Raw genomic sequence first — 12,365 nt, forward strand, 5'->3', positions numbered from 1 at the left:
CCTACGCGTGGATGTCTTGTGTGTTCAGCCGAGGTCGCCCCCGGCGACGGGAAGCACGCTTCCCGTGATGTAGGACGCCTCATCCGAGGCCAGAAACAGGATCGGCGCCACCTGCTCCTCGATGGTCCCATACCGCTTCATGAAGGTGGATTGCTTCACCTGCTCCACGACCTCGCCCATCCAGCCCCTCTCGGCCTCGCTGTCGCCCGCGGCATTGCGTGGGATGCGGCGCGGCGGCGCCTCGGTGCCTCCCGGTGCCGTGGCGACCACGCGGATGTTGCGATCGGCGAGTTCCATGGCGAGCGATTGCGTCAGGGCGTTCACCCCGCCCTTCGCCGCCGAATAGGGCACACGGTGGATGCCCCGCGTTGCATTCGACGAGACGTTGACGATCGTGCCGCCCCCACGCGCAAACAGATGCGGCAATACGGCGTGACAGCAGTAGAGCGTCGGCATCAGCGAGCGGCGGATTTCCGCATCGATCTGCTGCGGCTCGAATTCGCCGTAGGGGCGCATGCGGATTGCCCCACCGACCGTGTTGATCAGCACATCGATGCCGCCGAAGGTCTCCGCTGCGAAGTGCATTGCGGCTGCAGCCCCTTCATAGGTTTCGAGGTCGGCGATGAAAGCCGCGGTTTCAGCGTCCCGGGCCTCGGCCGCAACATCGGCGACGAAGCCGGCGCGGTCGACGAACAGGACCCGCCCGCCCTCCTCTGCCGCGCGGATCGCCACCGCACGACCGATACCCTGCGCCGCGCCGGTCACCACCAGCACCTTGCCGGAAAATCGATCTTTAAAGCGCTGCGCACTCATGCGGCCACCTTCGCAACCGCATTCGGCGTGAACTTCTCGTAGTGGAAGCTGTTCGGCGTCACGCCGTTTTCGTCGAAATGCCCACGGACCGCATCGACCATCGGCGGCGGGCCGCAGAGATAGACGTCGACGTCACCATCGTTGAGCATTTCGGCCGGCATGTGCTGCGTGACCCAGCCCTTGCGGGGGTGGCTGGAGGTTTCCTCGGCCACGACGGTCGTAAAGCTGAAGTTGGCAAGCAGCTTTGTATAGGCCTCGATCTCGTCGACGAGGACCAGATCGAGATCGCGCGTGACGCCATAGATCAGGTGGATGCGTTGCGTGGAATTTTCGCGGGCGAGCACTTCCAGCATCGACAGAAACGGCGCAAGCCCGGTACCGCCGGCGATGAACAAAAGCGGCCTCTGAACCTCACGGAGATAGAAGCTGCCAAGCGGCCCGGTCAGTTGCAGCGTCGTTCCGATCTCGGCGTGCTCCAGCCAATTGCTCATCAGCCCACCGGGGATCTTCTTGATGAGGAAGCCGATGCGCCCTTGCCCTGGCGCCGTGCTGAACGAGTAGGAGCGGCTCTGGCCGCTTCCCGGCACGTCGATGTTGGCGTATTGGCCAGCCAGGAAGGCGGGGGCTGCGTCGACGTCGAGCTCGAGAACAATCGCCGCGTCATTGTGCGGGTTCACCCGAGAAACCGTCGCGGCGAAACTCTGTTGTCCGGTTTTGCACGCCGCTGATGTCGTTGGAACTGCGACCACGCAATCCGACGTCGGCTTCATCTGGCAGGTCAGCACGAGGCCGCTCTCGGCCTCATCCGAGGTCAACGCATCGTCGATGAAGTCGTCGCCCAAGTCGTAGCTGCCGCTCTCGGCCCGGCACTTGCAGGTGCCGCACACGCCATCGGAACAGTCCATCGGCAGGTTGATCTTGTTGCGGAAGGCGGCGTCGAGTACTTTCTCGCCGGCCTTGCATTCGATGAAACGGGTGACCCCGTCCTCGAAGTTCAATGCGATCTTGTAGCAGCTCATGGAACCCTCCTCTTCAGTCCCTGTTCCGACCGCCGACGCGCGTCACAGGTGGTAGACGTCGACGACCTGGCGGATGTAATCGTTCTTCAGCACGATCTTCTTGCTGGCGATCAGCAGCCTGTCGCCGTGCTTTTGCAGCGTGACGAACATGGTTCCGAAGAACTGGTCGGTGACCTTGTAGCGATGGTTCAAGGTCTGGAAGTTGTAGCGCAGATCGACCTCATCGCCCCGATCCTCCAGCACCTCGACATTCGTCACATTGTGACTGGTGCGCGGCTCCGGCGTGGAGGCGCCGGAGCGCTCGGTCTTGATGCGAAACACCCGGTCTTCGAGCCCGTCGCGGCTTGGGTAATAGATCAGCGAAATCTCGGAATGCGGATCCTCGGTGAGTTGGTCATCATCGTCCCAGGCCGGCATCCAGTAGGTCACGTCCGGGGCATAGCAGGTCAGCCACTCGTCCCATTGGCGATCGTCCAGAAGGCGCGCTTCGCGATAGAGAAAGGTGCAGATGGCGTCGTAGGAAATGCTCATGCCACCACTCCGCTCTTTTCGGCTGTCAGCGCGTCACGCATCACCTTGGCCCAGTATTCATGCTGGCGGACGAAGAGCCCCTCGTCCTCGCTGCGCTCTCCTGACAACAACGGCTCGATGCCCATGCGCTTGGCGTTTTCGTCGGGGCCATCGATCCACAACGGCGCGCCGCGCGACAGGTCGTTCCAGAGCGCTGTCGTTCCGGCATAGCCTTGCTGGCAGGCCCGGAATTCCTCCAGGTCGTCGGACGTGCCCATGCCGGAGACGTTGAAGAAATCCTCGTATTGGCGGATGCGCAACGCGCGGTCGGCGGCGCTCTCACCTTTCGGCGCGAAGCAGAAGATGCTGATCTCGGTCTTGTCGACACTGATCGGCCGTGTGACGCGGATCTGGGTGCTGAACTGATCCATCAGGAAGACATTCGGGTAGAGGCAGAGATTGCGCGTCTGGTTGACGATGAAATCGGCCTTGTCCTCACCAACCCGCGCCGTGATCTCCTCCCGCCGGCTGTAGACCGGCCGGACCTCGGGATTCATGGTGTTGGTCCACAACAGGATATGGCCGTTTTCGAACCCGTAGACGCCTGCGACCGAGCGGCTCCAGCTGTTGGCGTCAACCGCCTTCGTGCCCTCCTCGTTGCGCCGCCCCATGGTGGCGGCATAGTTCCAGTGCACGGAGCTGACGTGATAGCCGTCGCAGCCGTTCTCCATCTGCAGTTTCCAGTTGCCGTCATAGACGTAGGACGAGTTGCCCCGCAGAACTTCCAGGCCATCAGGCGCCTGGTCGACGATCTGGTCGATGATCACCTTGGTTTCGCCGAGATAGTCCTCGAGCGCTGGCACATCCTGCTTGAGGCTGCCGAACAGGAAGCCGCGATAGCTTTCGAACCGGGCGACGCGCTTCAGGTCGTGCGAGCCATCCTTGGCAAACTGCGGCGGGTATTGCGTCGACTTCTCGTCCTTGACCTTCAAAAGCTTACCGTTGTTGGAAAAAGTCCAGCCATGGAACGGACAGGTAAAGCTGCCCTTGTTGCCGTGCTTGCGACGGCACAACATCGCGCCGCGATGGGCGCAGGCATTGATGACCGCGTGCAACTCGCCGTGCTTGTCGCGCGTGACGACCACCGGCTGCCGACCGATAGTGGTCGTGTAGTAGTCGTTGTTGTCAGGGATCTGGCTCTCATGGGCGAGATAGACCCAGTTGCTTTCGAAGATGTGCTTCATCTCCAGCTCGAACAGGTGTTCGTTGGTGAAGATATCGCGGCGGCAACGGAATATGCCGGCCTCCTTGTCGTCCTGCACGGCGGTGGCCAGCAGATGATTGAGGTCCCGGGCTTTGTCGATGATCGCAGACATGATCTATCTCCCGCAAAGCGCGCACCATCGGGCGCAGCCTTTGCAACACAGTCGTCGATGACGATGATTGTTGGGGGGGCGGCCCATCCGGGCCGCCGGTTTTGCCGCTCAGGCGGCTGCGCGCTTGCGCTGTTCGTTGACCTGGTTGTCGATGCCGTCGACCAGGGCCGTCAGGTGGATGTCGAACCTGATCTCCGCAAAGGGGCCGGCCAGACCGTTGGCCTTGATGCTGGCCTCGTCGGTCCGTTCGGTGACGGCCGGAACCAGGCCGTCTCGCGTCGCATAGGCGAAATCGTCGTCAACCAGCGGATCGCCTTCGATATTGATCTGGGTCGTCAACTTGCGATGGTCGCCGGCGCTGATGAACAGGTGGATATGCGCCGGGCGCTGGCCATGACGGCCGAGTGCCGACAACAGCCGCTCGGTGGGGCTGCCGGGTGGCACGCCATAGCCATGCGGCACGATGCTCTGGAACTTGTAACAGCCGTTTTCATCCGCGACGATCGTGCGGCGCATGTTGAACGGCGCCTGTTTTCCCGTCGGGTCGAAATGGGAATAGAAGCCGCGCGTATCACAGTGCCAGACTTCGACGGTGGCGCCCGGCAAAGGCTTGCCGCCGGCGCCAAATACGGTGCCATGCATGATCAGGGTGTGGCCGTTTTCGTCGGTGCCGTCGTCGAGGCGGGCAAAGCCGTGCGATACCGGCGCGCCTGCCACATAGAGCGGGCCTTCGATGGTGCGTGGGGTTGGGTTCTCGATGCCGAGAGCCTCATCGATCGCGTCGAGGCGCTCGTCGAGGAAATGGTCGAGGCCGAGACCGGGCGAGATCAGCCCCGCCTGGCCGGTGGCGCCGATCTCGTTGAGCCAGGCAATGCCGGTCCAGTATTCATCGGGGGTGATATCGAGATCGTCGATCGCCTTGAACAGGTCCGACATGATCCGATGGACGATCTGCTTGACGCGTGGGTTGCCGTTGCTGTTGCTGAGGCCGCTCAGAACCTTGAGAAAGTCCTGTGTCTCCGGCCTGTCGAAGATCTGCACGTTCATTTTCATCCTCCTCTTGGATTGTTCAATAAATTCGCGCCATTCGCGTCCTCCCGGGCGCGGCGCCAGAGATGGTCTAGCTATCGTCGTCGCGAACCGCCGAGGGATGCCGCACGAGCGGCGTCACCTCGATATCCATGAATTTGAACAGCGGAAGGCCGGAAAGGATCTCGTGCAGTTCCGCATTGTCCTTGACGTCGAAGACGCTGTAGTTGGCGTACTGGCCGACGATGCGCCAGATGTGGCGCCATTTGCCGCTCTTCTGCAGGTCCTGCGAATAGGCCTTTTCCCGGGCGATGACGTCCGCCAGCTCGGTCTGAGGGAGATCGCCTGGAATGTTCACGTCCATGCGCACATGAAAGAGCATGTTCAGCCTCCTTGCCCGGCAACGCTGATTGTCTTGCGCAGTTCATCGCGCGTGAAGAAGGCCAGACGCTCTTCATCGAGTTCGATGCCGAGCCCAGGTCCGGAGGGAACCGTCAGCTCAAACTCGCTGTAGATGAGCGGTGTCGCCAGGATCTCTTCCGTCAGCAGCAGCGGCCCGAACAGCTCGGTGCCCCATTGAAGGTTCGGAAAGGTGGAGAACACCTGCGCCGATGCCACCGTGCCGAAGGCTCCTTCGAGCATCGTGCCGCCATAAAGGCCGATGCCGGCAGCGTCGGCGATCGCCGCCACCCGCTGGGCATTGAACAGCCCGCCGCTTTGTTCGATCTTGACGGCGAACACGTCCGCACCGCTGACTTTCGCGATCTCGAACGCGCTTTCGGGGCCGTGCAGCGATTCATCGGCCATCAGCGCGACGGGAAAGCGACGCACGAGCCGCGCCAGTGCCGCAGCCGAGGCGACCGGCTGTTCGATCAGGTCGCAACCGGCGTCCGCCAGGGCGGCCATACCGAAGGCAGCATCTATCTCGCTCCACGCCATGTTCACATCGACCCGCACCGAGGCACGCTCGCCCAGCGCCCGCTTGATTGCCGCAACATGGGCGATGTCCTGGCGCAGCGGTCGTGCGCCGATCTTCAGCTTGAAAATCCGGTGCCGGCGCAGGTCGAGCATCTTCTCGGCCTCGGCGATATCGGTCTTCGTATCACCGGACGCCAGGGTCCAGGCGACAGGCAGACGGCTTCGCATGCGCCCACCCAGCAGCTCGCTGACGGGCAGGCCGAGCCGCTTGCCATGCGCATCGAGCAGCGCGGTTTCAACCGCACATTTGGCGAAGCGGTTCTCCTTGACCATCTTGCCGATGCGCGCCATCAGCGCCCGAACAGCGGTTGCGTCCTGACCGACCATGACCGGCCGAAAATAGGTATCGACCGCGAGCTTCATGCTCTCCGGGCTTTCGCCGCCATAGGCCAGCCCCGCGATCGTGGTGCCCTCGCCGATGCCGACGATGCCGTCGCTGCAATAGACTTTGACCAGCATCAGGGTCTGACCGTTCATGGTCGCCACCGAGAGCTTGTGCGGCCGGATGGTCGGCAGATCGACGAGCAGGGTCTCGATGCGTTCCACGACGGGGAACGCTGCTGCGGTCGGGCCAACGGATGTCAAGGTCGTGTTCATGAGGCGACTTTGCGCCGGGCGCGAAGTCCCGTCCAACATCAATTGCGTCTGCTACGATACCTTTCTGGTATCATAGGCGAAAAAGTGTCACGCTATCTGCACTTCCCGCGGTGCAGCATATCCTCGACACCTGCGAAATCGGTATAAGGGGTGCAAGCAAATGATGGATCTTCGCCAGCTTCGCTATTTCGTCGCCGTCGCACGCGAGCGAAATTTTACCCGCGCAGCCCAGATGCTGCACATCGCCCAACCGCCCCTGAGCCGGCAGATCCAGTTGCTTGAGGAGGACCTCGGCGTCCCGCTCATCATCCGCAAGAGCCGCCCGGTCCGGCTGACTGAGGCGGGACGCCTGTTTTACGAACAGGCGCTGCAGGTGCTCGGCCGGGTCGAACAGATGCAGGCGGCAACCCGCCGCGTCGGCTTGAACCAGAACAGCGTCGTGTCCATCGGCTTCGTTGCCTCGACCTTGTACGGCGGTTTGCCGTCGCTGGTGCGAAAACTGCGCCAGCACGCCCCGGAAGTGGACATCCAGCTGTTGGAAATGGTCTCCGTCCAGCAGATCCCGGCGCTCAAGGAGGGCCGCATCGACATCGGCTTCGGTCGTCTGCGGCACAGCGACCCGAACGTGGTCGGCATGGTGTTGCGCGAGGAACGTCTTGTCGTGGCAATACCGAAGGATACCGCCCTTGCGGAAGACGCTTCGCCGCTTGCGGTCGCCGCCCTTGCCGGTCAGAAGGTCATTGTCTACCCCAAGGAACCCCGCCCCGGCTATGCCGACCATGTGCTGAACCTGCTGCAGAGCCATGACGCGCGTCCGGCCGAGGTTCAGGAAGTGCGGGAAATCCAGACCGCCCTCGGACTTGTGGCCGCCGAAGCCGGCGTGTGCATCATCCCCTCCTCCGCACGGCAGATGCGGTCAGACGTGCACTACCGTCTGCTTGAGGGAGAGGGCGCAACCTCGCCGGTCATCCTCAGCCATCGCGTCGGCGACAGTTCCCGGTACATCGAACTTGTCAAACGGCTGATCGAGGAAATGTACGCGGAAAACCCGCCCTGGCTGGATCCGGCATACAACTTTGTTCCCAACCATGGCTCGGACGGCAGCCCAGCCGCGCACCTTGAGACGTTCTAACAGGCACCATACCCGGCCTGGCAAGACGGTCGCTTCGACTTCGAGCCATCGCCGGAGCGACGTGCGTCCCGGCCTGACAGCCGCGCACGGCAATCGGCCATCTCTGCCGGCCGGAGTTTCGCGACCAGCCGAACCATTTTCATGACCAGCGCGCTTCGAACGCAGCGACTGTGGCAAGGTCCCGCTTAAAATGGGCCATCTCGACCTCTCGGCGCGCGGCATCCGGAATGCGCAGCAGGAAGGATGGATGAACTGTGACGAACACGGCCGGACCATGGTCTGAGCGCCGTATCGATCCCCTGACATCGGCCATCTTCGGGCGCTCGCCGGTGAGCGCGAACAGCGCTGTCGCCCCCAGCGCCACGACCAGCTTCGGCTTGACCAATGCCAGCTCCAGATCGAGCCACCATCTGCAATGTTCGACCTCGCCGGCATCGGGTCTTTGGTGCAGGCGCCGCTTGCCACGCATCTCGTATTTGAAATGCTTGACGGCATTGGTGACATAGAGGGAACGGCGATCGAGCCCGGCTTCGTGCGCCGCCGCGTCAAAAAGCTTGCCGGCCGGTCCGACAAAGGGTCGCCCTGCCAGATCCTCCTGGTCTCCGGGCTGTTCGCCGACGATCATGATTGGGGCATCGGTCGGCCCTTCTCCGAACACCGTCTGCGTGGCGCTGCAATGGAGCGGGCACCGCGTACAGCCGGCAGCCTCGGCACGAAGGCCCTCCCATGTCCCGCGCAACGGCGGCGGCTCATCTCGCGGCGCGTTTGCTGCGGCCTCAATGCGCGCATGAAAGGCCGGCGGGTCTCTAGCTATTCGCTCGCCCATGGCAACGACGCTCGCCTCCGCACCTGCGATCATCGCGGGTATGAGCGAGGCCTCCGGCAGATTTTTCCAATACTTCTTCGGCATTTCCGCCTGCATCGCCTTCACCTTCAGTCGCGCAGGATTGAAAATGCTGGAAAAATAGGTGCGCCAGAGTTCTTCGGTGTCGTCCGACAACGAGGTCTTTTGGCCCGGAGTTGACGACACCTCCAGCACCTTGCCGTCCCAAGCGGCGATGCCGCGCGGGGTTGCGATCATCCAATCCATGTCGAAAAACCGCCTGTGAAAGAACGGTGCGACCCGAGCGACGATGTAATGATCCGGTTCGAACCATGCGACGAACCGGCGGCGGACGGCCTCTCCACACGGACCGACCTCCTTGAAACGAACAAAGGCCGTCATCTTGTGGCTGTCGCGCCGGACCGATTTCGCCAATCCGTGCAGAGCCGCGACATCGCCATCCGTTGCGATACCCAGCAGGTTTCGATCCCGTTGCAGCCGATGGAGAACGCGGTAGAGAACGCCGAAACGAACCGGATCGGCATGACAAATGGCAGCGACCGCAAGGTCAAGGAACAGCCTGGGCACAGTCAACGCCGGTGAGGCATGCTCCAACGGCGCTTGCTTCTCCGGATCACCGCGCTCCCGATCAAACAGATCGGCGCTTGCACCGGCCCCTTGATGCCATTCAACCGCCTCTGGCGGCACACCCGCCAGCAGCAGCCTGCGCGCCGCATCGCGCCATTCGCCCAGCTCTCCACGTCCTTCCAGGGCAACGACCCGCATCAAAACAGATCCAGCTGTTCGGGCCTGGGCTCGAACATCGAGCGCAAATCCGATCGGTCGATCAACTTGTGCGGCGTCCAGCCCTCCGTCGACAGGAATGGACGCACCTTCTTGACCGAGACGTGCAGGCGGGCGAGATCCTCCAACCTCAGACGACGCAAACGACGTGCAGAAAGAATGGCCCTCACGGCCTTCGTGCCAAGGCCTGGAACGCGCAACAGCGCCTCTCTCGACGCGGCATTGACGTCGAGCGGGAAAAAATGCCGATTGGCCAGCGCCCACGAAAGCTTGGGGTCAAGCTTGAGATCGAGCATGCCATCCGGCTGGTTGGCGGTAATCTCATCGATGTCGAACCCATAGAAACGATAGAGCCAGTCCGCCTGATAAAGCCTGTGCTCGCGCATCATCGGTGGCTTGATCAGCGGCAGCTTGCGGGACGCATCGGGAATGGGACTGAAGGCCGAATAGTACACCCGGCGCAATCCGTAGCTGCCATAGAGCCTGGCGCTCGTGGCAAGGACCACTCGGTCATTTGCCTCGTCGGCTCCGACGATCATCTGTGTGCTTTGACCCGCCGGCACGAAGCGTTTCCTTCGCTTGGTCTGCAGTGTCGCGTCATTGGCCTCATCGATCTTCAGCCGCAACTCCCCCATCGATCTGCGGATATTACCCGGCCGCTTTTCCGGCGCGTAGGCCGCAAGGCCCGCATCGGTCGGAAGTTCGATGTTGATGGAAAGCCGGTCGGCATAAAGACCGGCTTGCTCGACCAGAAGCGGCGACGCCTCGGGGATGGATTTCAGATGAATGTATCCTGAGAAATTGTGGTCAACGCGCAAAGCCCGGGCGATGCGGACCATCTCTTCCATCGTGTAATCCGATGACCGAATGATACCGGATGAGAGAAACAGCCCTTCGATATAGTTGCGCCGGTAGAATTCCATCGTCAGCCAGACGACTTCTTCGACCGTAAACCTGGCCCGCTCGACATTGCTTGACGACCGGTTGATGCAATAGGCGCAGTCGTAGATGCAGAAGTTCGTCAGCAGTATCTTGAGGAGCGAAATGCATCTGCCATCGGGAGCGTAGGCATGACAAATGCCGGAGCCTTCCGTCGACCCCAACCCGCCGGTGTCCGCCGAGCTTCGCTTGACGGTTCCACTCGAAGCGCACGAGGCGTCGTACTTTGCCGCATCCGAGAGGATTGCGAGCCGTTCTTTGAGTGACTTCTTCATGTTTGTTCACTATATGTTCCATTCGCACTTGCGTCAACATTCAAGCTGCTGCAATCCGGCTCGTGCGCGGCTTTGCGATTTTGCAGGCTGGCCGAAGACCGTTGGGGATAGCGACGGCCGCGGGCCGGGCGATATCGATGGCACCTTCGAGCGAGGCGGTTGGAGCCACTCGTTCCGGCGGGCCAGCGATGGGCATGGGGCCGCAACGGCGAGGGTATCCGACGTTCCAGCTTTCGAGCCGGAACGCCTTCCACCGTTGCCAGGCAGGCTGCAGCCTAGGCGGCCGCCTCCCGCTTGGGCAGCACCCAATTCGCCCGCGGAAAGTGGCAAGTGTAGCCGTTCGGATAACGCTTCAGGTAGTCCTGGTGCTCCGGCTCCGCTTCCCAGAAGTCGCCAGCCGGCTCGACCGATGTCACGGCTTTTCCTGGCCAAAGGCCCGACGCGTCCACATCCGCGATGGTATCTTCGGCTATTCGCCGCTGCTCATCCCCAAGAACGTAAATCGCCGATCGGTAGGAGGTGCCGATATCGTTGCCCTGCCGGTCGAGCGTGGTTGGATCGTGAATCTGGAAGAAGTACTCCAGAATCCGGCGATAGCTGATCATCTCGGGATTGAAAACGATCTCAATGGCTTCAGCGTGTGTACCATGGTTGCGATAGGTGGCATTGGCCACATCGCCGCCGGTATAGCCCACGCGGGTCTCGATGACACCGGGCAGCGCTCGGATCAGATCCTGCATGCCCCAGAAGCAGCCACCAGCCAAAACAGCTTTCTCGGTCATTTGTTAGTCTCCACTTGCTTGAGATAGGCACCATAGCGCCCGGCGTCCATTTCGCCGAGCGGAATGAACCGCAGTGCCGCGGAGTTGATCCAAGAACGCAGCCCGGCGCAGGCAAAGACTTCAGACCCGGCGCAACGCAAGTCAGGGATGGTGGCGTGCAGGCGGGAGAGTTGCCCGCACACCACCCCACGCCGTAAGGAAGTCGCGTTGAGGCGCGAGCCCGAGGCGGCTTCCTTGCGCGGCAGGATCGCTACTTGCTCGACCCGGCCTTCGGCAGAGCCGCCCATTCCGCGAGGAATGCATCGCGGCTGCGGGCGGCCTCTTCCTCGTCGATCTTGAAGACCTTGATCGAGGCGAGTTCCGGCAGCTTCACGAAGTCGGAAACCTGGATGTCCGTGCGGCTCGGACGGCGAAAGGCGACCTTCAGCAGCTCGATCTGCGCTTCCTTGGAGAGCAGCGTATCGATTGTCTTCTTGGCGTTGTCGCCAGCCGGCGCACCCTTGACCAGCGCGGCGAATTCCGGCGTCGTGAAGGTTCCCGAGGACGGGTAGACGATGCTGATCTCCGTCTGGCCGCCGTCGACATAGCTGTAGCTGTTCGTCTCGAAGGTGAAGCCGACGGCATATTCGCCCATGGCCACGCCCTTCGGCACGGCCGAAGACGAACTGCTGACGACGAGGTTGGCAACCAGCGCCTTGTAGGTCGTCTCATCGAGCAGCTTCGACAGACCCCAGACGATCGTGTAGCCGGTCGAGCTGTTGGCCGGATCGGGCAGGACGATACGACCCTTCCAGGTCGGATCGGCGAGGTCCTTCCAGTCGGCCGGCGCTGCGGCGCCGTTCAGCTGTTCGGTGTTCACCATCACGGTAACGACATGGACGTTGGCGGGCTGGAAGTAATCTTCGGGAACACGCAGGTCCGCAGGCATCGCGGCCAATTCCGGCGAGGTGTAGGGTTCGAGCACATCCTTGAAAGCGCCCATGGTGTTGGCCGAGGACGACCAGAAGACGTCGCCCTGGGGGGCGGCCTTCTCCGCCTCGATGCGGCGCAGCAAGACACCGCTGCCGCCGGTAATGATGCCGGTCGTCACCCCCGTCTTCTCCTTGATGACGGCCTGCACGGCCTCGACGGCCGGGACCGGGTTGGTGGTGTAGATTACGGGATCGGCGGCCTCGGCGCCCGCGGCGGCAAAGCCGGCGAGAAGCATGGTCGTTGCGGCAAGTTTCATCATGGCAGTTCCTCCTGGTTGGTCTGAGATCGGCCGCGTCCCTCACGCGGCCGGATGGTC

The 12,365-nt window shown here is 62.3% G+C and carries 12 protein-coding genes and 1 pseudogene; 1 reads left to right on the forward strand and 12 read right to left on the reverse strand.

Features of this window, described 5'->3' with window-relative positions:
- Positions 1–24: 24 nt before the first annotated feature.
- From benD to BLJAPNOD_RS20960, 7 genes are all read right to left on the reverse strand, one after another.
- Entirely contained in the window at positions 25–813 is a 789-nt protein-coding gene (gene benD / locus BLJAPNOD_RS20930) for a benzoate diol dehydrogenase BenD (protein ID WP_115421017.1), read from the reverse strand.
- The gene (gene benC, locus BLJAPNOD_RS20935; RefSeq protein WP_115421018.1) at positions 810–1,832 is read right to left on the reverse strand and encodes a benzoate 1,2-dioxygenase electron transfer component BenC; all 1,023 of its coding nucleotides are present in this window, start codon (positions 1,830–1,832) and stop codon (positions 810–812) included. The genes benD and benC overlap by 4 nt, the downstream gene beginning before the upstream one ends.
- Before the next feature lie 42 nt (positions 1,833–1,874).
- Entirely contained in the window at positions 1,875–2,363 is a 489-nt protein-coding gene (gene benB, locus BLJAPNOD_RS20940; protein WP_115421019.1) for a benzoate 1,2-dioxygenase small subunit, read from the reverse strand.
- Entirely contained in the window at positions 2,360–3,718 is a 1,359-nt protein-coding gene (locus BLJAPNOD_RS20945; protein ID WP_115421020.1) for a Rieske 2Fe-2S domain-containing protein, read from the reverse strand. Before BLJAPNOD_RS20945 ends, benB begins: the two co-directional genes overlap by 4 nt.
- Positions 3,719–3,826: 108 nt before the next feature.
- Positions 3,827–4,765, reverse strand: a complete 939-nt coding sequence (gene catA / locus BLJAPNOD_RS20950) for a catechol 1,2-dioxygenase (RefSeq protein WP_115421021.1) — start codon at positions 4,763–4,765, stop codon at positions 3,827–3,829.
- Between the two features lie 73 nt (positions 4,766–4,838).
- The gene (gene catC / locus BLJAPNOD_RS20955) at positions 4,839–5,129 is read right to left on the reverse strand and encodes a muconolactone Delta-isomerase (protein ID WP_115421022.1); all 291 of its coding nucleotides are present in this window, start codon (positions 5,127–5,129) and stop codon (positions 4,839–4,841) included.
- A gap of 2 nt (positions 5,130–5,131) precedes the next feature.
- The gene (locus BLJAPNOD_RS20960; RefSeq protein WP_115421023.1) at positions 5,132–6,322 is read right to left on the reverse strand and encodes a muconate/chloromuconate family cycloisomerase; all 1,191 of its coding nucleotides are present in this window, start codon (positions 6,320–6,322) and stop codon (positions 5,132–5,134) included.
- 163 nt (positions 6,323–6,485) lie between these two features.
- Here BLJAPNOD_RS20960 and BLJAPNOD_RS20965 point away from each other — a divergent pair, with 163 nt between their 5' ends.
- Positions 6,486–7,454, forward strand: a complete 969-nt coding sequence (locus BLJAPNOD_RS20965) for a LysR family transcriptional regulator (RefSeq protein WP_115421403.1) — start codon at positions 6,486–6,488, stop codon at positions 7,452–7,454.
- Between the two features lie 139 nt (positions 7,455–7,593).
- Here BLJAPNOD_RS20965 and BLJAPNOD_RS20970 read toward each other — a convergent pair whose 3' ends face one another.
- The 5 genes and pseudogenes from BLJAPNOD_RS20970 to BLJAPNOD_RS20990 form a co-directional block, all read right to left on the reverse strand.
- On the reverse strand, positions 7,594–9,063 hold the full coding sequence (locus tag BLJAPNOD_RS20970; protein WP_115421024.1) for a UdgX family uracil-DNA binding protein: 1,470 nt from the start codon (positions 9,061–9,063) through the stop codon (positions 7,594–7,596).
- Complete coding sequence (locus BLJAPNOD_RS20975) at positions 9,063–10,295, reverse strand: putative DNA modification/repair radical SAM protein (protein ID WP_077504672.1); 1,233 nt, start codon at positions 10,293–10,295, stop codon at positions 9,063–9,065. Before BLJAPNOD_RS20975 ends, BLJAPNOD_RS20970 begins: the two co-directional genes overlap by 1 nt.
- Positions 10,296–10,570: 275 nt before the next feature.
- Positions 10,571–11,077 carry a peptide-methionine (S)-S-oxide reductase MsrA gene (msrA, locus tag BLJAPNOD_RS20980; RefSeq protein WP_077504671.1) on the reverse strand — a complete coding sequence of 169 codons (507 nt, stop codon included), beginning with the start codon at positions 11,075–11,077 and terminating at the stop codon, positions 10,571–10,573.
- Positions 11,074–11,181 (reverse strand): annotated as a pseudogene (locus tag BLJAPNOD_RS36030) (peptide-methionine (R)-S-oxide reductase); the annotation flags it as partial. The pseudogene BLJAPNOD_RS36030 and the gene msrA, both read right to left, overlap by 4 nt.
- 146 nt (positions 11,182–11,327) lie before the next feature.
- Positions 11,328–12,308: an extracellular solute-binding protein gene (locus BLJAPNOD_RS20990; protein WP_077504669.1), complete on the reverse strand. Its 981-nt coding sequence runs from the start codon at positions 12,306–12,308 to the stop codon at positions 11,328–11,330.
- Between the last annotated feature and the right edge of the window lie 57 nt (positions 12,309–12,365).

The sequence above is a fragment of the Ensifer sp. M14 genome (assembly GCF_003355565.1).
Taxonomy (GTDB): Bacteria; Pseudomonadota; Alphaproteobacteria; order Rhizobiales; family Rhizobiaceae; genus Ensifer.